We start from the raw sequence: 20702 nt of genomic DNA, 5'->3' as shown, positions 1-20702 counted from the left end.
ATATTTTAAAAAAATTATGCGGACGGTGAAACTGCCATCCGCATATAGCACAGGCCTGCGACCTGTGCTGATGAGTTTCGCTCCTTTGGAGCTTTAGGAATGGATCCTCTTTAAAATGACGGGAAACAATGGAAAGCTTACAGGTGAATTACAGCGAAACATCAAACCCCAAAGGGGCGACATCCGCCAGCGCAGGTCGCAGGCCTGCGGTCAATTGCGGTATTAAGCGTGATTTGACCGTACCACAATCGGCCTTTTGTTGCGGTAGTGCCTTATTACCATCCATACCACTATGCCTGCAATAACAAATACCCAAAGGTTAGCCAATCCCAGCACCACATTTTCAAAAATAGACCAGCCATTTTCAATACTGCCGCCCAGCCTTTTAAAAAATGGCAGGTTATAGTCCGAGGGATCGTCATTAGCTATGGTCTCTTTATAGATTGTGTTACTTTGGTAAAAACTCAGGCTAACAATGCTATTTTTTACCTCGTCGTCAATTTGCTTGTTGCCAATTTGCTGGTCAACCATATCATCCTTTAAAGCCAATACATTAGCGGGGTTCTTTATCACCACCTTGCCGGCCTTTTGCTGGCTGATTAAATCGTTGCGGTTTTTAAGCTTCAGCCTTGCTGCCATATACTCCAATGATTTATCCGAGATATCCATCCGGCGTACATTTAATACTACGCCCATGTGTGCAACCTCGTTCATAAATTCCTCCAGTTTTTCGGATGGTATTTTTACGGTGATATCGGCAGTAGTGCTAAATGAGGTTACCCGGATGATTGAATCCTCGCTTTTTTTGATGTCTACGCTACGCATACCTGACGATTCGACCTGGTGGTGCATTACCATGCCTTTATAACCTGTGGTAAGTGCGGTAATCTTTTCGCTGGTTTGCTGCACATCTTTTACTTTAAAGCGCATGTCGGCGGTTTTTACCAGTTTGGTTTCAAGTCTGGCGGTATCGAAGGCCCGACTTGTCGAAACGGTGGTATCTGCACTGCTTGCAAACTCTTCCGAACCGCGTTTGCCTTTACAAGCTGCCAGCAATACGATAACTGCCAGCAGGGGAATTAATATTTTTGCTTTCATAACTCAGTATTTGTTTTAACGTTTACAATTGCCTGCTTTTTATTTATTCGCTTAACCAGCACCCAGGTTATCAGTCCGAGCGGTACCAGCACCCATGCTTTAATCAACAAGGCAACAAAGTCGACAAAGACATCCCAGCCTTCTTTTATTGATGTGCCGATGCGCTTTGTAGCCGGTTCATTGTATGAAGATGGATTATTGCTTGCAAGGATTTCGCGGCTAACCACATCATTCTCATAAAAACTAAGTGCGATAACGCCTGTTTTGGCCGAGTCGGCGATGCGGCGGTTATCTATCTGGTGATCAACCATTCGGTTTTTTAGCTCCAGGATGTCACGCGGACTTTTAGCTGCCGCAGGCTTTTGTTCTTCGGTTGATGTTAATTCAGCTTCGTTCTTTAATTTAAGTTGGGTTGCAAGATAATCGAGGGTTTTATCGTTCACGTTCATGTGGCTGCTGTCGATATGGATACCCAGCCGGGCCACCTGCAACAGGAAAACTTCCAGGTAAGCAGGCGGAATTTTTACCGTCATCTCGGCAGTGGGCCTGGTAACGGTAACCCGCATAATGGAATCGTTGCTGCGTTTAAAATCCTGCTGGCTTTGGGGCGTTGAATTGATGGTTTGATGAACAATGGTGCCCTTTAAATCGGCCGTAAGTGAGGCCACCTGTTCGGTGGTTTGCTGTACGCTTTTAACCTTAAAGTGGATGTCGGCTTTTTGTACCAGCCGGCGAACTGGTTGCGCAGTATCAGTTTTGTGCGATTTGTGTACCGGTACTTTTTTGATTACAGCAGTGTCGGGTGTAGTGGATTTATGCAGGATTACTTTTTCATTTGTGACGCTGTCGCCGGCAGTAGATTTTTGAACAACTACATTCGCGCTTGTAGCGCTGTCTGCGGCACCACTTTTCGAGTCCATTTTGCCCTTGCAGGCACAAAAAAGCCCCAGCCCCGCAAGTAGCGGGATTACATGTTTTGTTTTCATAATAAAAAATTAATTTGTTTGTTTTTTGGTACTTATTGATACCCGTAAGTGCCAAAAGGTGACCCGTTTGTGAAGAAGTTGGCAGTTAGGAGCTGGCAGTTGACCGTCCTGATTTTTTGAGCAGCAGTAATTAGTTATTATTGGGATGACTGCAATGGAGGCAAAAGAAGTTGTGATTGACACTTCGGTCAGAAATTGCCCGTCCCGGATTCGTGACTAAGCGATTTGAATCCATTAATCTTTCCTTTTGGAAATTCTCAAGACTATAGGCATTCCAAATATTCTGATATGTTTAGCACGTCCGGTCCTGGCGTTAGAAACCAGTGTGATTACCCACCATGTACGATACTGTCCAGGTGGGAGCGGGGGAATTTATCAACGTAGATTAAAACAAATATTTAATACCAAAATCCATGGTTTGTGTATTGAGCGTTATGGGATTCAACTCCTGTACTGTTGAGTCGAAAGAGACGTTTGGTGCGGCGGTGAAAGCAAAGTGGATCTCAACGCGGTCGCTCAATCTAGCGCCGGCCTGTAAAAGAAAGCCCGTTGAAAAACCGCTTGGTTTGTAAGGATCGGCTTTTGAGTAAGTGATCACTGTATTATAAATACTCGTATTTAATGTGTGTAACGATTGGTTGGAATAAAATGAAACGTTGAACAAAACACCTGCATCTAAATATAACTTCAGCTTGCTGGTATTGTAGATATTAAAAATAGCCTGCGGCGATAAGGAAACGATGCTTTGGTTAAATTTATAGTCGACAACAGTTGTTGAAGGTATCCCAAAACCCGGATCGGCCGAATAGTGATAGTTGGGTTTTGTAAAAGTGTAAGAAAGTTCGGTCCTGAAAATGAACTTTTGCACTACCGAATTTCCTAAAATATCAAGACCTATATTGATCTTCGGTGTTATGCCGGTGTACGACTGCTGGCTATTGATTTTACCAACATTGTTTACCGTGGTCTTGATGCTGTTGGCGGCCAGTCCGACAAAGGGCCTTAAAACAGACTTGGTCTTTGCAGCTATAGCTTCGCCATTTACTTTATTAATCAGCGGCTCAAGGTCGCGGAATTCATAGTTCGCCTCGTTGATCTGTTTGCTTAAGTTGTCGCTCACCGGCATAAATTTACCGATGTGTAACTGTAGCTGGCCTTTGTAAATATCGACATTTACCACATTGTTATAGTCGCTAAAATAGCGGTAGTACCTCAGTTCGATAGGGAGCGTGTTGGTCTCGGCGATCAGGAACCAGGTCTTTAATTCGTCTTTATAGGAGTAAAGAGTGAGGTGCTTACCCGTTACAGCCACTTTTAAATACACCAGTACATTTTTTTTTGCGGTGTCGATATGATCGCGAAGGTCCTGGAGGTTAGTGGCGCCGGTGCTTAGCGGGCCTGCATAAGTAATGTAAGTTTCGAGTCCGTTTACATGCACTTCTTTTGAAGTTTGCGGCGTAAATTCAGTCGCTTGTTTATCAGATGTGCTGTTTTTATATTCGATCGATTTGGGACACAGGTCCCATTCCCTATAATTTATATAGCCTTTCAACGTATCGCCATTACTTTGTATTACATAGCCGGGGCGGTAATTGGATTGTGCAAAAATTGCAACTGGTAACAGGAAAATTAAAAGAGCGTAAAGAAATCTCATCAGAATTGTGAACGGTTAAGTTTGCAGTAGTGAATTACTGCTAATGTAATTAAATTTAGCGATTGTGGTAAAATTACAACCTCTAAAACCATTATATTGTAAGTTTTAGCGGCTTACTATTATTCAGACGGGCAACTATCCTAAATTGCCCGTCTGAATAATAGGGGGAAAGAAAATTGATATAAACTTTTGACAGATAAGTTATTAGGGCTTATCGTAAAATGGACACTATATTTAGGCATTTTAACCGGTTTTAAGCGTAATAAAAACTTATTTAGAATTATTATAAATTAGATATTGGTGTCATTTATTTGTCACTGATACTGTAATAAATTTTACTTTTGTGCTTGAAAATTTCGGGTTATACATACATTTCTCTGTGAATATCAATCATTAACAAAAAAATTATTTAGTATAAATACGCTTTATGAGGAGTTTCTCATTGATTTTTAAACAATTCTCACGGTCGGTTTTACTGATTGCCTGTTTTGCTTTTATGGGCACCTATGCCTATGCACAGGGGGATGCCGTAAAGGGCGAGGCCCTGTTTAAGGCCAAATGTACCGCCTGTCACAAACTTGACCAGCAAGTTGTAGGTCCGGCTTTAGGTAAACTAATTACCGACGAAACCGACGACAAATTCCTGACTAAATGGATCCAGAACAACCAGGCATTAATTGCGGCTAAAAACCCGAAGGCTGTTGCTATTTTCAGCCAGTTTAACCAGGCAAATATGACTGTGTTTGCCGATTTGAGCGATGCGGATGTAGCTGGTATTTTAACGTACGTACGTACTGAATGGAAAAAAATGTCTGCTGCACCTGCTCCGGGAACTGGTCCAGCCGTTGTTGTAGATAAAGGCCCAAGCAAAATAATCATCCTTTCGCTGTTAGGCGTTATTGTTTTAGCGTTTATAGTGATACTGGTTTTAAACCGTGTTATTACAACATTAGAGCGCTTGCTGGCAAAAAACAATGTTACTATACTTGAGGAAGAAGCAGTTGCCGGCGAATCGGTTGACCGTTTAGCTTTCTTAAAAAAACTCGCAAAAAATAAGAAGTTCGTCTTCTTTGTACTGCTCTGCGGTACTATATTTTTAGGCGTTTACACATTTATCGGCCTATGGACTACCAACCTTCACCAGGGTTATCAGCCTGTTCAGCCTATAAAATTTCCACATGACTTGCACGCCGGAGCAATGAAAATTGATTGCCAGTACTGCCACTCAGGTGCTTACAAATCAAAAAATGCAACCATCCCGTCGTTAAACGTGTGTATGAACTGCCACAAGGTGATATCTTCGGCTTTTGGTTCAAAAACAGCATCTGTTGAAATACATAAGATATATGACGCCCTGGGATTTGACCCTGCGACACAGAAGTATGATACTACAAAAGCGCATCCGGTTCAATGGATACGCATACACAACCTGCCCGACCTGGCCTACTTTAACCACTCGCAGCACGTAAAGGTTGGCAAAATTAAATGCCAGACTTGCCACGGCCCGGTACAGGAAATGAAAGAAGTTTACCAGTACTCGCCACTTACCATGAAATGGTGTATACAGTGCCACAAACGTACCAATGTTGACTTTAAAGACAACGCTTACTACGCAAATTTACAGCAGGTACACGATTTACTGAAAGACGGAAAACAAGTTACTGCGTCGCTAATGGGCGGTATCGAGTGCGGCAAATGCCATTATTAATATTATTAAAACGCATTACAGTTTATATAGCTTAAATGGATAGCAATAAAAAATACTGGAAAGGTTTAGAAGAGCTGAACAAAACCCCGGAATTTGTTGAATTAAACAAAAACGAATTTGCGGAGCCTATTCCTATTGAAGATATTTTAACCGGTGGCGGTTTAACAGGTCGTACCCCACGCCGCGATTTTTTAAAGGCGCTTGGTTTTGGCGTTGGTGCTGTAACATTGGCTGCCTGCCAGCCGGTGCCTGTGCACAAATCATTGCCTTACTTAATTAAGCCGGAAGAGGTTACGCCGGGTATACCTAACTACTATGTTTCGACCTACGACGGGCAAGCCATTTTGGTTAAAACCCGTGAAGGCCGCCCTATTAAAATTGAAGGTCACCCGAATGATATTTTAGCTAAAGGTGGCGCAAGTGCGCAGGCACAAGCATCTGTACTAGACCTGTATGACGTAAACCGTTTACAAGGCCCGTTAAAAGATGGCAGCCAAACAGGCTGGGCTCAGGTGGATGATTTTGTGGTGAGGGAATTATTGGCGATTCAAGCCAGCGGTAAAAAAATCGCGATTGTATCTTCAACCGTAACAAGCCCTTCAACACTGGGTGTTATTGCTGATTTTGTTAAGCAATTTCCTGCTGCAAAACATATTAATTATGATGCCGTATCTTACACAGGTATCATACAGGCAAATCAAAACAGTTTTGGTAAAGCAGTATTGCCGCACTACAACTTTGATAAAGCCGACATTATTGTAAGTTTTGCTTCCGATTTCCTGGGCACCTGGATCTCTCCTGAAGAGTTTACCCGTCAGTATGTTTCAAACAGGAACAACAAATCGCTGGAAAGCAAAAAAATGTCGCGCCATATCCAGTTTGAGACTGGTATGAGCCTTACCGGTTCAAACGCCGACGTAAGGATCCCAATCAAACCATCGGAAGAAGGTGCTGCACTTATTGCTTTATACAATGCCATCTCGGGCTCAAGTCTTGCAGGTAAAGCATTAAACAACAAAGTTGCTCAAAACGCTGTTACCATCGCCGCAAAGGAGTTGCTTGCAGCTAAAGGCAAAGCGCTGGTTGTTGCCGGTTCGAACGATGTTGCTACACAGATACTGGTTAACGCTATCAACTCGTTGTTAGGCAGCTACGGCACTACAATCGATTTGGATAACCCGTCGTTACAATATGCAGGTAACGATGCCGAGTTTGTTGAGTTTGTAAATGAAATGAAAAGCGGTGCGGTTGGTGCAGTATTCTTTTTGAATGCCAACCCTGCTTACGACTATTATAACAGCAAAGATATTGCCGACGGACTGAAGAAAGTACGTCTAAAAGTGTCTTTCGCTACCAGTACCGACGAAACTTCGTCGCTTTGTAACGTAGTTGCTCCAAACCATCACTATTTGGAATCATGGGGCGATGACAATGCAATCAGCGGTTATTACACCGTGATGCAGCCAACCATCAACCCCGTTTATGATACCCGCCAGGCTGAACAAAGCCTGATGAAATGGAGCGACAACCCTGCAAAAGAATACTACCGTTACGTACGCGACAACTGGGATAAAAACCTGCTTGCTAAAGGCGGCTTATCAGGTCAGAGCGGCTGGGAAACTTTACTGCAAACAGGTTTTGTAAAAGAAACTCCGAAAGCAGGCGGTTCGTACGCATTTAACATGAGCTTAAGCGCTGTTGCGCAAACTATATCAGACCACAGCACTGAGCTTACTGCTGCCGATGGCAAAACTGAAATGTCGCTTTACCAAAGCCCTGCAATAAGGGATGGTAAACGTGCCAACAACCCATGGTTGCAGGAATTGCCTGATCCGGTTTCGAAAGTAACCTGGGACAACTTTGCTGCCATGGCCCCAGCGGACATGAAAGCAAAAGGCTTACAGGATGGCGATGCGGTTAAAATTGTTGCAAATGGTTATACCATATCATTACCGGTGTTATCACAACCTGGCCAGGCACGCGGTACCATATCGGTAGCTGTTGGTTACGGCCGTACAGTTGTTGGACCGGTTGGTATCAACGTTGGTAAAAATGCATTCCCTTTTTACAGCCTGCGTAACAAAACATTCCAAACCAGCGCTGTTGCAACTTTAACTTCGGTTGGCGAAAACTGGCCATTGGCACAAACACAAACACACCACTCTATCGAGGGCCGTAACAGCATTATTAAGGAAGCTTCATTTACGCAATACCTTAAAAACCCTGCCAGCGGAACTGGTAAAGAAGAAGGACATAAAGAATACAAACCAGATTTGTTCTGGCAGAAACACGATAACCCTACTTACGACTGGGTTATGGCGATCGATCTTAACGCCTGTACAGGTTGCGGCGCGTGCGTAGTTGCATGTAACGCCGAGAATAACGTACCGGTTGTTGGTAAAGACGAAGTTAGCCGCCGCCGCGAAATGCACTGGATACGTATCGATCGCTATTACAGCTTTGACGATAACGGAACAGAAGGTGGTGTTACCAGGGAGCACGCAATTGCCGATCTTAATGTTGATCAGCTTGACCATGTAAAAGTGGTTTACCAGCCAATGCTTTGCCAGCACTGCGAGCATGCACCTTGCGAAACTGTTTGCCCGGTATTGGCAACCGTTCACTCGAGCGAAGGCTTAAACCACATGGCTTACAACCGTTGCGTTGGTACACGTTACTGCGCTAACAACTGTCCTTACAAAGTGCGCCGCTTTAATTGGTTTAACTACTGGAACGATTCGCGTTTTGATAACTACCTGAATAACGAGCATACACAATTAGTACTTAACCCAGATGTGGTAACACGTTTCCGCGGGGTTATGGAAAAATGCTCAATGTGTATCCAGCGTATACAGGCCGGTAAACTGAAAGCTAAAATAGAAAAACGCCCGCTTAAAGACGGAGAAGTAAAAATGGCCTGCCAGCAAACATGTTCGGCAAACGCTATTGTGTTTGGTAATGCAAACGACCCTGAATCAGAAGTTTCAAAGGCTTTGGCCAGCGAAAGAACTTATTACGTATTAGAAGAGCTAAACGTAAAACCAGGTGTTGGTTACCAAACAAAAATTAGGAATATATCTGAAACTGAGGCTTAAATTATACAAGAGAGAGAAAATAGAATATGGCATCTCATAGTGAATCGATAATCAGGGAACCGTTAATTACGGGCGAGAACATTACCTACGCCCAAATAACGAATGATGTACTTCGCCCTGTAGAAAATATGCCCGGTAAAGCGTGGTGGATAGGTTTTACTGTAGCATCATTAGGCGCATGCCTTTGGGTGTTTGCAATAAGCTACACGTTCTGGAACGGGTTAGGCGCCTGGGGTTTAAATAAAACAGTAGGCTGGGCCTGGGACATTACCGGTTTCGTGTGGTGGGTAGGTATTGGTCACGCCGGAACGCTTATTTCGGCAATCCTTTTACTGTTCCGTCAAAACTGGCGTAACTCCATTAACCGCTCGGCCGAAGCGATGACAATCTTCGCGGTAATTTGCGCAGCCACTTACATTTTGGCTCACATGGGCCGCCCATGGATGGCTTTGTTCTCGTTACCAATCCCTAACCAGTACGGTTCGTTATGGGTTAACTTTAACTCACCGCTTATCTGGGACGTGTTCGCGATATCAACTTACTTCTCGGTATCATTAGTTTTCTGGTACACAGGTTTATTGCCCGATTTGGCAACTATTCGTGACCGTGCTACAGGTATCCGCCAAAAAATATATTCGGTATTGTCATTCGGCTGGACAGGTTCAGTTAAAACCTGGCAGCGTTTTGAAACCGTTTGTTTGATTTTGGCCGGTATATCAACGCCGCTGGTATTATCAGTACACACTATTGTATCCATGGACTTTGCCACATCCCTTGAACCGGGATGGCATACTACTATATTCCCGCCATATTTCGTTGCGGGTGCTATCTTCTCGGGTTTCGCCATGGTGCAAACACTGTTGCTGGTTACCCGTAAGGTATTAGGACTTGAAAACTACATCACTATGTTCCACATTGAAGCGATGAACAAAATCATCCTTTTAACAGGTTCGATAGTAGGTGTGGCTTATTTAACAGAGTTTTTCATCGCCTACTACTCTGCCGGCGAATACGAGCAATATACATTCCTTAACAGGTTTATAGGGCCATACTGGTGGGCTGGTTGTATGATGTACGGCTGTAACGTATTGATGACCCAGTTAATGTGGTTCAAAAAAATACGTACAAATATCCCAATTTCATGGGTACTGTCTATCGTGGTAAATATCGGTATGTGGTTTGAGCGATTTGTAATCATCGTTGTTTCCCTGCACCGCGACTTTGTACCATCAAGCTGGGCTATGTTTTATCCAACCTGGGTTGACGTGAGCGTTTTTATCGGTTCAATAGGTTTATTCTTTACCATGTTCCTGTTATTCATCCGCGTATTGCCGTCAATAGCAATGGCCGAAGTAAAACTGATATTGAAGAGCAGCAGCGAGCAAGCCAAGAAGAAGCTGATTGCACATGGCGGTTTGGATAGTGAGCAGGTCGATTTTTACAAAGACGCGTTAACATCGTTTGACAGTGTTAATATTAAAGATTACAAAAAAGCATAAAAATGAGCACCACAAAATATATTTTAGGCCTTTTTGCAGATCCTGATGAGCTGATGCACGGGATTGATACGCTACAGAAAAACAGCGTGCCTATTTACGATGTTTACACCCCTATGCCAATACACGGCATTGAAAAGAAGCTTGGCATTAAGGATTCGCGTTTAGGTTATGCAGCATTTATGTTCGGTTGCCTTGGTGGTACAACCATTTTCAGCATGGCTTATTTCATGCTGGTGCAGGATTGGCCAATGAACATTGGTGGTAAACCGGCATTTGCTGTTCCGGATTTTGTTCCTATCACGTTTGAGTGGACAGTTCTATTTACCGCTTTTGGTATGGTGTTGACATTTTTTTATGCGACGCACCTTTTCCCGGGCCGCACGCCACGTGTGATGGAACTGAGGGCAACCGACGACAGGTTTGTTATTGCCATTGACGCAAAGGGCAACATCCCACACGAGGATATCACGAATTTATTAAAAGAAGCAGGAGCAGTAGAAGTTAAGCATAACGACAGAAAATATGTTAGCTATGAATAAAAGTAAAATATTGGGCATAACGGTTATTGCTATTGTTGCAACAGTAATTATATCATCGTGCAAGGATAAGAGGAGTACCGGATGGGAATACGCTCCCAATATGTATGAGCACATTGCATACGACCCCGACCAGAAGAACGACAATTTTAAGGATGGTAAAACCGCCCAACTGCCACCTGCAGGTACAACCCCGCTTGGTTTTGTAAGGTTTGATTATCCGAATACAAAAGATGGCTACGAAAAAGCCAGCCTTGAAGTAAAAACTACATTACCGCAAACTCAGGCTAACTATGCTGATGGCAAGCTATTATTCGAGCACTTTTGCTCACCATGCCATGGTGTAACAGGTCAGGGTGATGGTTTGGTGGTAGCGCACGGTTATCCGCCGCCGCCGTCATATTCAAAAGGCAATTCGTCGCGCGGTGGCGCCATGAAAGACCTTACGGACGGTAAAATTTATCATACTATTACTTACGGTTTAAACGCTATGGGTTCATACGCATCACAGCTGGAGCCGAAAGAGCGCTGGAAAGTAATTATGTATGTTCACCATTTACAAACTTTATAAGCTGAATTATTAATGAATACTTCTCATAGTTTCGACGGGCAATTTGAATTTAAAGGCAGGGCCAAAACCTGGAGCCTGATCATGATCCTTGTAGGCGTGGTTGGATTACTTGCCGGCTTCCTGACAGGGAATGGAGAACGCACTTTTGCCGACTTACTATTAAACGGCTATTACATAAGCTGTGTATGCATTTGCGGTATTTTCTTTTGCGCGGTGCAATATGTGGCACAGGCCGGATGGTCGACTGCTGTTTTACGCGTTCCGCAGGCATTTGCAAAGGTTTTACCTTACGCAGGTTTAATTTTACTTGCAATTATAGTTGCCGGCTTATTTTTAACTCACCAGGGCCCTAACGAAGAAGGTAAGATAACTGAACTACCTTATCTGTATAAGTTATGGGCGCTTAAAGGTGTAACCCTTAAGGGAAATGAAAATTACGACGCTATTATTACTGCCAAATCAGGATACTTAAATAAAACATTCTTTTTAACTCGCCTGGTAATTTACCTTGGCAGTTACGCGCTTATTGGCCGTATGCTGGTAAAATACTCGCAAAATGAAGATGAACTGGGTGGTATGTTTAACTACAACAAAAGCTTCAAGATGTCGGTATTGTTCCTTCTAATATTTGGCTTTACTGTTCCTTTGTTTGCTTTTGATACCATCATGAGTTTAGAGGCACACTGGTTTTCAACCATGTTTGGCTGGTACAACTTTGCAGCCCTTTGGGTTAGCGGTTTGTCGGTTATTACGTTATCGCTGATACTTTTACGAAAGGCGGGTTACATGCAATGGGTTACAGATGATCACTTGCATAATCTTGGCCAGTTGATGTTTGGTTTCTCGGTGTTCTGGACTTACCTGTGGTTTGCACAATTCCTGCTTACCTGGTATGCCAATATTCCTGAAGAGGCCGCTTATTTCTACCGCAGGTGGGAGCCGCAATTTAAACCGTGGTTTTGGTTAAACATTGTGATCAACTTCCTTGCCCCTTTGTTAACTTTAATGTCGCGCGACTCGAAACGTAAGGTAGCAGTGTTGCAGGTGGCATGCGTTATATTGATATGTGGTCACTGGCTTGATTACTGGCAGATGATTATGCCCGGAACGATAGGCGTTAGTGGTGGAACAGAATGGTACAATATATTGAGCCCCATAGATATTGCAGTGTTTGTTGGCTTTGCAGGCTTATTTGTACTGATGTTTGGTACCGCGTTAAGCAGATTTAAATCGCTTATACCTAAAAAACATCCGTTGCTGGAGGAGAGCCTTCATCATCACATATAATAATTGTTATTTTTGCACTTTAATAAAAAAGAATACCAAACAACCAATAAAATGGGATTCAAACATCTAATAAATTCTAAAAAAACACTATCGCTTTTTGCAGCGTTCGTGCTGTTTGGCACCAACCTGATGGCGCAAACTCCAGCGCAGGGCGATGCTGCCACGGTTGATAAAGGCGCCATGTGGACGGGGATTGCTTATTATGTACTACTGTTTTTAGTTGCAGCAGTTTGTGTTGCGATAGTGGGTAAAATATTAAGGGTTTATGACCTTACCCAAAAAATGCAAGGTAAAAAAGGCATAAACTGGAATGGCGTTATGGGCATTTGCTGTGCGATATTTATAGTAGCAGGCATATATGGTGCGTATTGGTCGTTAACAGTGCAGGGAGCTATGAAGTTACCTGAGTCGGCATCGGCCCACGGTGGTTCAATTGACGATATGTTTACCACAACAACTATTTTAACGCTAATAGTATTTGTTATTACACAAATTTGCCTTTTTGGTTTCGCATTCGTTTACAGGGGTTCCGATAAGCGTAAAGCTCATTTCCTTCCGCACAATAATACTATTGAGAAGGTATGGACAATTATCCCTGCCATAGTTTTAACCATATTAGTTGTATTCGGATTTTTTACCTGGCAAAGGGTAGAGAACAGTTCTCAGCAAAAAGGCGATATAAACATTGACGTTACCGGTCACCAGTTTGCCTGGGAAATTCGTTATCCTGGTGCCGACGGAGAATTAGGCTCGCTTAACTTCAGGCTTACTACAGCAGCCAATAAGTTGGGCGTAGATTTTAAAGACCGCCACAGTTTCGATGATCTTTCAGCAGATACGCTTGTTGTGCCTGTTGACAAATCGATAAGATTAAATATTCATGCGCAAGACGTTATACACAGCGTTTACATGCCTCACTTTAGGTTGCAGCAAAATGCTGTGCCGGGCTTGCCCACCTTTTTTAAATTTGTACCTACTATCACAACCGCGAAAATGCGGATGATAACCGGCAACGCTAATTTTGAATATTTGCTTTATTGTAACAAAATATGCGGATCGGGACACTGGAACATGCAAAAAGTAGTGCGTGTTGTTTCGCAAGCTGAATATCAGGATTGGATAACAAAACAAAAACCATACTTAAGCGACCAGTTAAGAAAAGAGTTGCACGTTGCTGATAGTAAGCCTGCAAACCAGGTATCAGCGTCAAACAGGTTAGCGGTAAACAATTAATATAAGAGTAACGATTATGTCAACATTAGCAGTTCACGATCACGGAGTAGTACACCACGAAGAAAGTCACGAACACCATCATAAAGCAACTTTTCTTAATACATACGTATTTAGCCAGGATCATAAATATATCGCCAAGCAATTCCTTGTTACAGGGATTATCATGGCCTTCATTGCCATGTCGCTGTCGATATTATTCAGGATTCAGCTGGCTTACCCGGAAAAATCATTTCCGTTTCTGACAACATTGCTTGGTCATTTTGCGCCAAACGGCCGTATCAGTGCCGATTTTTATATGTCGCTGGTAACAATCCACGGTACCATCATGGTATTCTTTGTATTAACTGCAGGTTTGAGCGGTACATTTGCGAACTTGTTGATCCCGCTTCAGATTGGTGCACGTGATATGGCATCGCCGTTTGTTAATATGCTTTCGTATTGGTTCTTTTTGATGGCCAGTATAGTAATGCTGTCATCTTTCTTTGTACAAAGCGGCCCTGCAAGCGGTGGCTGGACAATTTATCCGCCATTGTCAGCACTGCCAAAATCTATGCCTGGTTCAGGGATGGGTATGACGCTGTGGCTGGTAAGTATGGTGATGTTTATTGCATCGCAGTTAATGGGTGGTATCAACTATATCAGCACGGTATTAAACATGCGTACTAAAGGTATGGACCTTTGGAAAATGCCGTTAACAGTTTGGGCTTTGTTCCTTACTGCTGTATTGGGTGTATTGTCATTCCCGGTATTAGTTGCAGGTGTTGTGTTGCTTATTTTTGACCGCAGCGCCGGTACCAGCTTTTACTTGTCAGACATCGTTCTTAACGGTTCAGTTCAGCCTTACGAAGGCGGCAGCCCGATATTGTTCCAACACTTATTCTGGTTCCTGGGTCACCCCGAGGTGTATATAGTAATTATGCCTGCGATGGGTCTTTCGTCAGAAGTACTGTCGGTAAACTCACGCAAGCCAATATTTGGTTACCATGCAATGGTTTACTCATTAATTGGTATTTCGGTATTATCATTTATCGTATGGGGACACCACATGTTTGTAACGGGTATGAATCCGTTCCTGGGCGGTGTGTTTATGATAACGACGCTGATTATCGCGGTGCCGTCGGCGGTAAAAACATTCAACTGGTTGGCCACGTTATGGCGCGGTAATATCCGCTTTACGCCGGCTATGCTTTTTGCAATCGGCATGGTATCGTTCTTTATCTCTGGTGGTTTAACAGGTATCTTTCTGGGTAACGCTGCTTTGGATATCAATCTGCACGATACTTACTTTGTTGTTGCCCACTTCCACCTTGTAATGGGATCGGCGGCTATATTTGGTATGCTTGCCGGGGTTTATCATTGGTTCCCTAAAATGTTCCGCCGTATGATGGATGAGCGTTTGGGTTACCTGCACTTTTGGTTAACATTTATCGGCGCTTACCTGGTATTCTTCCCGATGCACTTTATGGGTCTTGAAGGTGTACCACGCCGTTACTATGCCTTTACCGAGTTTGAATCGATGAAGCACTGGTTAACTGTTAACGTATTTATTACGTGGTCGGCTATTATGGCCGGTATTGCACAGCTTGCTTTCGCATACAACTTTATTCATTCTATTTTCTGGGGTAAGAAAACCGTTCAAAACCCATGGAATTCCAACACACTTGAGTGGACTGCGCCAATTGAGCATCACCATGGCAACTGGATAGGAGAGATACCTACCGTTTACCGTTGGCCATATGATTACAGCAAGCCGGGACATGATGAAGATTTTATACCGCAGCACATACCGTTTTCACAAACCATGAGTTCGAACCTTCCTCATGACTTTGAGGATAACCCGGGCGGTTTGGCAGAGCACACCAAATGGACTGATGCGCAAAAAGCTAACGAAGCGGTAAAATAAGTCCTGAGTCTTTAGTCCTGAGTCGTAAGTATTAAGTTTAATAAAGCTTTGCTTATGCCTTGGGACTAATTATTTGGATACTTTGATGAAATATATTGTTTTTGAGCCTTTGCCCCATGCCACTATGGCCTGGGACTTAAGACTTAGGACTTAAGACTTAACATGAGGACATCCACGTCGAAAATCCGGTTCCAGAAAATTAACCTCGCTACAATAATCCTGCTGTTTATATTGATACTTGCCGGTGGAGTTGTACGCAGCACGGGGTCGGGAATGGGATGCCCGGACTGGCCGAAATGTTTCGGGAGGTATGTACCGCCGACGAATGTAAACGAACTACCTAAAGATTATAAGCAAGAATACGTTGCCGGCCGGCTGGCTAAAAATCAACGTTTTGCAAAAACATTAGATGTGTTTGGTTACAGTGATTTAGCTAAACGGATTCGTGAAGACCGTTCAATATTGGTACCTGAAGATTTTAACGCTGTTAAAACCTGGACAGAATACATAAACAGGCTTATAGGTGCGTTATCGGGTTTGTTTTTAATCGCAACGGCCATTTATGCATTTGCTTATCGCGCCGATACTAAATGGATACCTTTTTTAAGTATACTGAACGTTATCCTGGTAGGTTTCCAGGGTTGGCTGGGCTCTATAGTAGTTTCAACAAACCTTGTAGCGTGGATAGTTACCGTGCACATGTTGCTTGCACTGGCTATACTGGCGCTTGCTATTGCTACTTACCACCTGGCTCGTGTTGACGGCAGGCCGGGATTAACAGTTAATCCGCTGGTACATGTTGTAACGTTACTTGCTTTAATAGTAAGCATAGTACAAATTGCATTCGGCAGTGAAGTGCGCGAAAAAATTGATGCTGTTGCAGGCCACTTGCAAGGCGGTTACCGCGACGACTGGATAAGCAATGCAGGCACCATTTTTACCCAGCACCGCGATGTAGCTATTATTGTTTTTATAGCCAATATAGTATTGTATGCTTTGGTTAGGAAAACATTTAGCCGCCACTCTATACAGCAACAAATAATGAGCTTTGCGTTTTTAATGATAATGCTGCAAATAGTTACCGGTATAGTATTGTCGTACTGGGCTTTGCCACCGGTTGCGCAGGCTGCACACGTGCTGCTGGCAACGTTGGTTTTTGGGGCGCAGTTTTACTTGATGTTGAATTTGTACCGGTCGGTTAAAGGGGGGATGCACGGATGATTTGGAGCGATTTTTCAAAGCTGATAAAATTAAGGCTCACCTTTTTGGTGGTGTTTTCGGCATCCATATCATTTTTAATCGGCAGTAAGGTTAACGGTCATATCGACTGGATGAACTGGCTGAAGCTGATAGGTGGCGGGTTTTTAGTAACTGCAGCGGCCAATTGCTTTAACGAAATTATAGAGAAGGACCTTGATAAGCTAATGAAGCGAACCATGGACCGGCCAATGCCATCAGGTAGGATGACCAACGGGCAAGGCCTTGTAATAGGCTTGTTTATGGGCATAGCCGGTACCATATTGTTAGGCGGGCTTAACTTAACAGCGGGATATTTATCAGTATTTTCGGTTTTGTTATATGCATTTGCTTATACGCCATTAAAGCGGAAATCGCCAATAGCAGTTTTTGTGGGCGCTATACCCGGGGCATTGCCACCGCTTATTGGTTACGTTGCCGCGCATCCGCAGATCGATAATATCGCGTTAATCCTGTTCGGTATACAGTTTGTGTGGCAATTCCCGCATTTCTGGGCTATTGCCTGGGTACTTGATGACGACTATAAATTGGCGGGTTTCAGGCTGTTGCCATCCGGAAAAAGAAATTTAACGAGTGCAATTTTTACCTTTGCATCCACTATAATATTGTTACCGGTAAGTTTATTGCCGACATACTATGGCTATGGCGGTTATTATGTTGGCGTGGTTTCGTTAATATGCAGCTTATTGTTTTTATACATGGCATTTAAGCTATTAAAAGATTTGGAAATTCCATCAGCAAAAAAACTGATGTACGGTTCCTTTTTTTACCTGCCGATAGTGCAGTTAATGTTTTTATTTGATTTTATAGGAAAAGTGAAATGATGGCTCAAATACAACAGGAAGACAAACAAAACCTCGGTGCTAAAAAGTTCAACATGTGGATATTCATATTCACATCGTTCCTGCTTTTTATGGGGTTTATGAGCGGTTTTATAGTATACGTTGGCGGCCGCGGGCATGCCTTGCAGGTATTGTTGCCGAACGCATTCATATATAGCACGGTTGTTTTAACGCTTAGCAGCCTAACCTTAATAATGGCAAAAAAAGCCGCGAAAGGTTTGCAGTTAGCCCAACAACGTTTATACTTATGGCTCACGCTTTTTTTAGGGATTGCATTTTTGGCCCTGCAGATTAACGCTTGGCTGGTTTTAATAAAAATGCAGGTGTTTTTTTCAAACCCTAATGCCGCACGTTCATTTATTTACGTGTTTAGCGGCATACATTTTTTACACGTTATAGCAGGCTTACTGGTACTATTAAATACAGTATTAGCCACTTACAGGAACATACCGCAGGTTAAGAATATATTTAAGATCGAAATGGCATCTATTTTTTGGCATTTTCTCGATATTATGTGGATTTGTCTGTATGTTTTTTTACTTTTGAACCAAAATTAAATAATTATCCAAGTACAAATGAGTACAGTAGTAACACAACAAGTTGATGAGGTAAAATCAACACCATGGTCGGGGGGCAGGTCGCCTTTCAATGTTGAGTATGGTAAAATGATGATGTGGTTTTTCCTCCTTTCGGATGCTTTTACATTTTCATCATTACTAATTTCATACGGCGCTTTACGTTTTAGCGCACCAGTTTGGCCAACGCCATCTTTGGTATTCCAATCTTTTCCGGGGCTTATTGAAAAAGATGCGCCGCTGGTTTTTGTGGGTTTAATGACTTTAATCCTGATATTAAGTTCGGTTACCATGGTACTGGCTGTTGAGGCTGGTCATCGTAATGCGAAAAAAGAAGTTGTTACTTGGATGCTCTTGACGGTTGTGGGTGGGTTAATGTTTTTGGGCTGCCAGGCATTAGAATGGAACCATTTATATCACGAAGGCTTTTGGTGGTCGAAAATCCCGAATAAGGAAACATTGCAGGAGTTTTTTAAGCCAGGCGTTCCGTTGTCGCAACAACAGATGTCGAGTCACCAGTTTGCTAACTTGTTCTTCACTATAACAGGTTTCCACGGTTTTCACGTATTCTCGGGAGTTGTAATTAATATCATCATCACCATTAACGTGTTAATAGGCACATACGCCAAACGCGGCAGCTACCTAATGATTGAAAAAGTTGGTCTTTACTGGCACTTTGTAGATTTGGTGTGGGTGTTTGTATTTACTTTCTTCTATTTAGTTTGATAATTTAAAAAGATATTATATGTCATCAGAAACTGCAACCATTCATCATGACGATGCCGCACATGGCGAACATGAGGGAATGACTAAAAAAAGAATACTGAATGTTTTTTATATCCTGTTAGGTATAACTGCTGTTGAGTTTTTTGTAGCACTTGTTATAGCACCTAAGCATCCGGGCGCGTTGTGGATAAACCCGATATACATTGTATTAACGCTGGTTAAAGCGTTCTACATTATAGCTTATTTCATGCACTTGAAATTTGAAAAGATGGGGCTGATTATGGCCATTGTGCTCCCCGTGCTTTTCATCATCGGCTTAATATTGGTACTTACAAATGAAAGCCATTATTGGATTGAACTAAGGCGTGCCCTGAGCAGCCTGTTATAATGAAGGCAGGCATTTCAAAAAAAATCATGATCCTGGTACTTGTTTTAGTAGTACCGGGATTTTTATATTATTTACTTGACGCTCACGGCAAAAACAGGTACCAGCAGTTGAACATATTCGGCGACAAAACTGTTGCAAAAACCACCCACAAGGTAAAAGGCAAGGCCATCCCGGATACAATATACCACACGCTGGCCGATTTTAAGCTAACCGACCAAAACGGCAAACAGGTATCGTTAAGCACTTTTAAGGATAAGATATTTGTCGTAAACTTTTTTTATACAGGCTGCCCGTCGGTGTGTAAACTGATGAACGAGAATGCAAACGTTCTCGACTCATTGTACAAAAAAAACAAGATGGTTTATTTTGTATCGATTACGGTTAACCCAAAACAAGATGACGTTTCGACTTTAAAGAAATATGCTGATGGTTTTAAAGGACTAACGCCAAAACGTATGTTTTTAACGGGCGACACTTCTACCATATACAATCTGGCCCGGACAGGCTTTTTGGTAAACGCCCTGCAAACCGGCCCCAATGACTTTGTATACAGTGATAAGCTGATATTAATAGACGCCCAAAAACGAATAAGGGGGTATTATACCGGGGCATCGTCAAAGGATGTTGACAAGCTGAATGATGAAATTAAGGTTTTGTATTTGGAGGAGGTAAGAAATGGAGAGCCGGCCGTATATTAAATCAGCTGGCAGTAAGTAACCATTATGTTGATAAAGTAAGATTTGATTTTGTTACTAGAAAGATGACCGATAAATTTATATTCCGATTTGTAGCAGCCGTTTCTGTATTTGTGTTTGCGGTAGTGTTAATTCTTAACAGGAAAATATTGCCGGTGCCCGAGGTTACCCCGGCGTTCACCATTTACCTGCCGAAGCTTAATGCAATTTTAAATGGCACCTGCAGCGTACTGCTGCTTGTATCGCTTTACTTTATCAGGCATGGTAATATAACAATGCACAAGCGGGTTAATATACTGGCGTTTTGCCTGTCATCACTTTTCCTGGTATCATACATTACGTTTCATTACCTCATGAAAAAAGAAACCGTTTTTGGCGACCTTGACGGTGATGGCATACTATCTGGCGCGGAACGTGACTCGGTTGGCAGTGTCCGCACCGTATATCTCACTATATTAATTTCCCACATTATATTAGCCGCGGGCGTGTTGCCGCTAATTCTGCTAAGCTTTTACCGTGGCCTGCAAATGCAGGTACAAAAGCACAAAAAACTGGTTCGATGGACATTCCCAATCTGGCTGTATGTAACCATCACCGGAGTTATTGTGTATGTAATGGTATCTCCTTATTATCATTTTTAGACAGATAG

Annotated in this window: 18 protein-coding genes; 15 read left to right on the top strand and 3 right to left on the bottom strand. The window is 42.8% G+C overall.

Annotation, left to right across the window (positions count from 1 at the left end; translation table 11 throughout):
• Positions 1-222: 222 nt before the first annotated feature.
• From NAF19_RS06265 to NAF19_RS06255, 3 genes are all read right to left on the bottom strand, one after another.
• Positions 223-1098, bottom strand: coding sequence for a DUF4349 domain-containing protein (locus NAF19_RS06265; protein WP_252788963.1), 876 nt, complete (start codon positions 1096-1098; stop codon positions 223-225).
• Positions 1095-2084, bottom strand: a complete 990-nt coding sequence (locus NAF19_RS06260; protein ID WP_252788962.1) for a DUF4349 domain-containing protein — start codon at positions 2082-2084, stop codon at positions 1095-1097. The genes NAF19_RS06265 and NAF19_RS06260 overlap by 4 nt, the downstream gene beginning before the upstream one ends.
• A 385-nt stretch (positions 2085-2469) precedes the next feature.
• The gene (locus NAF19_RS06255) at positions 2470-3738 is read right to left on the bottom strand and encodes a hypothetical protein (protein ID WP_252788961.1); all 1269 of its coding nucleotides are present in this window, start codon (positions 3736-3738) and stop codon (positions 2470-2472) included.
• A gap of 427 nt (positions 3739-4165) precedes the next feature.
• Here NAF19_RS06255 and NAF19_RS06250 point away from each other — a divergent pair, with 427 nt between their 5' ends.
• The 15 genes from NAF19_RS06250 to NAF19_RS06180 all read left to right on the top strand — a co-directional run bounded on the left by NAF19_RS06250 (position 4166) and on the right by NAF19_RS06180 (position 20694).
• Positions 4166-5446 (top strand): c-type cytochrome, encoded by a 1281-nt coding sequence (locus tag NAF19_RS06250; protein WP_252788960.1) that lies wholly within the window; start codon positions 4166-4168, stop codon positions 5444-5446.
• Positions 5447-5481: 35 nt separating this feature from the next.
• A complete protein-coding gene (locus NAF19_RS06245; protein WP_252788959.1) occupies positions 5482-8541 on the top strand; it encodes a TAT-variant-translocated molybdopterin oxidoreductase in 3060 nt (1019 codons plus the stop codon).
• A gap of 26 nt (positions 8542-8567) precedes the next feature.
• Positions 8568-10040 (top strand): NrfD/PsrC family molybdoenzyme membrane anchor subunit, encoded by a 1473-nt coding sequence (nrfD, locus tag NAF19_RS06240; protein WP_252788958.1) that lies wholly within the window; start codon positions 8568-8570, stop codon positions 10038-10040.
• A 2-nt stretch (positions 10041-10042) separates the two neighbouring features.
• Positions 10043-10579 (top strand): DUF3341 domain-containing protein, encoded by a 537-nt coding sequence (locus NAF19_RS06235; RefSeq protein ID WP_252788957.1) that lies wholly within the window; start codon positions 10043-10045, stop codon positions 10577-10579.
• Complete coding sequence (locus NAF19_RS06230; RefSeq protein WP_252788956.1) at positions 10563-11147, top strand: c-type cytochrome; 585 nt, start codon at positions 10563-10565, stop codon at positions 11145-11147. Before NAF19_RS06235 ends, NAF19_RS06230 begins: the two co-directional genes overlap by 17 nt.
• A 12-nt stretch (positions 11148-11159) precedes the next feature.
• The gene (locus tag NAF19_RS06225) at positions 11160-12434 is read left to right on the top strand and encodes a quinol:cytochrome C oxidoreductase (protein WP_252788955.1); all 1275 of its coding nucleotides are present in this window, start codon (positions 11160-11162) and stop codon (positions 12432-12434) included.
• 51 nt (positions 12435-12485) lie between these two features.
• Positions 12486-13667: a cytochrome c oxidase subunit II gene (locus NAF19_RS06220; RefSeq protein ID WP_252788954.1), complete on the top strand. Its 1182-nt coding sequence runs from the start codon at positions 12486-12488 to the stop codon at positions 13665-13667.
• Positions 13668-13683: 16 nt separating this feature from the next.
• On the top strand, positions 13684-15570 hold the full coding sequence (locus tag NAF19_RS06215) for a cytochrome c oxidase subunit I (RefSeq protein WP_252788953.1): 1887 nt from the start codon (positions 13684-13686) through the stop codon (positions 15568-15570).
• A 162-nt stretch (positions 15571-15732) separates the two neighbouring features.
• Positions 15733-16791, top strand: coding sequence for a COX15/CtaA family protein (locus NAF19_RS06210; RefSeq protein ID WP_252788952.1), 1059 nt, complete (start codon positions 15733-15735; stop codon positions 16789-16791).
• On the top strand, positions 16788-17651 hold the full coding sequence (gene cyoE / locus NAF19_RS06205) for a heme o synthase (protein ID WP_252788951.1): 864 nt from the start codon (positions 16788-16790) through the stop codon (positions 17649-17651). Before NAF19_RS06210 ends, cyoE begins: the two co-directional genes overlap by 4 nt.
• Complete coding sequence (locus NAF19_RS06200; protein WP_252788950.1) at positions 17648-18226, top strand: cytochrome c oxidase subunit 3; 579 nt, start codon at positions 17648-17650, stop codon at positions 18224-18226. The genes cyoE and NAF19_RS06200 overlap by 4 nt, the downstream gene beginning before the upstream one ends.
• 18 nt (positions 18227-18244) lie before the next feature.
• Positions 18245-18970 (top strand): cytochrome c oxidase subunit 3, encoded by a 726-nt coding sequence (locus NAF19_RS06195; protein ID WP_252788949.1) that lies wholly within the window; start codon positions 18245-18247, stop codon positions 18968-18970.
• Positions 18971-18989: 19 nt separating this feature from the next.
• On the top strand, positions 18990-19358 hold the full coding sequence (locus NAF19_RS06190) for a cytochrome C oxidase subunit IV family protein (RefSeq protein WP_252788948.1): 369 nt from the start codon (positions 18990-18992) through the stop codon (positions 19356-19358).
• Positions 19359-19384: 26 nt separating this feature from the next.
• Positions 19385-20056, top strand: a complete 672-nt coding sequence (locus NAF19_RS06185; RefSeq protein ID WP_252788947.1) for an SCO family protein — start codon at positions 19385-19387, stop codon at positions 20054-20056.
• A 62-nt stretch (positions 20057-20118) separates the two neighbouring features.
• A complete protein-coding gene (locus NAF19_RS06180) occupies positions 20119-20694 on the top strand; it encodes a DUF420 domain-containing protein (protein WP_252788946.1) in 576 nt (191 codons plus the stop codon).
• The last annotated feature ends 8 nt before the right edge of the window (positions 20695-20702 follow it).

The sequence above is a fragment of the Mucilaginibacter flavidus genome, from assembly GCF_024055575.1.
GTDB lineage: Bacteria > Bacteroidota > Bacteroidia > Sphingobacteriales > Sphingobacteriaceae > Mucilaginibacter > Mucilaginibacter flavidus.
Note: the sequence above shows the minus strand (reverse complement) of the source record. Positions and strands in the feature narration are given on the sequence as shown.

Bases quoted from the DNA above. Each gene is read 5' to 3' on its own strand.
- NAF19_RS06245 (WP_252788959.1), top strand. From the start codon at position 5,482: ATGGATAGCAATAAAAAATACTGGAAAGGTTTAGAAGAGCTGAACAAA.
- NAF19_RS06210 (WP_252788952.1), top strand. From the start codon at position 15,733: ATGAGGACATCCACGTCGAAAATCCGGTTCCAGAAAATTAACCTCGCT.
- NAF19_RS06255 (WP_252788961.1), bottom strand. From the start codon at position 3,738: ATGAGATTTCTTTACGCTCTTTTAATTTTCCTGTTACCAGTTGCAATT.
- NAF19_RS06225 (WP_252788955.1), top strand. From the start codon at position 11,160: ATGAATACTTCTCATAGTTTCGACGGGCAATTTGAATTTAAAGGCAGG.
- cyoE (WP_252788951.1), top strand. From the start codon at position 16,788: ATGATTTGGAGCGATTTTTCAAAGCTGATAAAATTAAGGCTCACCTTT.
- NAF19_RS06185 (WP_252788947.1), top strand. From the start codon at position 19,385: ATGATCCTGGTACTTGTTTTAGTAGTACCGGGATTTTTATATTATTTA.
- NAF19_RS06220 (WP_252788954.1), top strand. From the start codon at position 12,486: ATGGGATTCAAACATCTAATAAATTCTAAAAAAACACTATCGCTTTTT.
- NAF19_RS06265 (WP_252788963.1), bottom strand. From the start codon at position 1,098: ATGAAAGCAAAAATATTAATTCCCCTGCTGGCAGTTATCGTATTGCTG.
- NAF19_RS06180 (WP_252788946.1), top strand. From the start codon at position 20,119: ATGACCGATAAATTTATATTCCGATTTGTAGCAGCCGTTTCTGTATTT.
- NAF19_RS06235 (WP_252788957.1), top strand. From the start codon at position 10,043: ATGAGCACCACAAAATATATTTTAGGCCTTTTTGCAGATCCTGATGAG.
- nrfD (WP_252788958.1), top strand. From the start codon at position 8,568: ATGGCATCTCATAGTGAATCGATAATCAGGGAACCGTTAATTACGGGC.
- NAF19_RS06230 (WP_252788956.1), top strand. From the start codon at position 10,563: ATGTTAGCTATGAATAAAAGTAAAATATTGGGCATAACGGTTATTGCT.
- NAF19_RS06260 (WP_252788962.1), bottom strand. From the start codon at position 2,084: ATGAAAACAAAACATGTAATCCCGCTACTTGCGGGGCTGGGGCTTTTT.
- NAF19_RS06190 (WP_252788948.1), top strand. From the start codon at position 18,990: ATGTCATCAGAAACTGCAACCATTCATCATGACGATGCCGCACATGGC.
- NAF19_RS06200 (WP_252788950.1), top strand. From the start codon at position 17,648: ATGATGGCTCAAATACAACAGGAAGACAAACAAAACCTCGGTGCTAAA.
- NAF19_RS06215 (WP_252788953.1), top strand. From the start codon at position 13,684: ATGTCAACATTAGCAGTTCACGATCACGGAGTAGTACACCACGAAGAA.
- NAF19_RS06250 (WP_252788960.1), top strand. From the start codon at position 4,166: ATGAGGAGTTTCTCATTGATTTTTAAACAATTCTCACGGTCGGTTTTA.
- NAF19_RS06195 (WP_252788949.1), top strand. From the start codon at position 18,245: ATGAGTACAGTAGTAACACAACAAGTTGATGAGGTAAAATCAACACCA.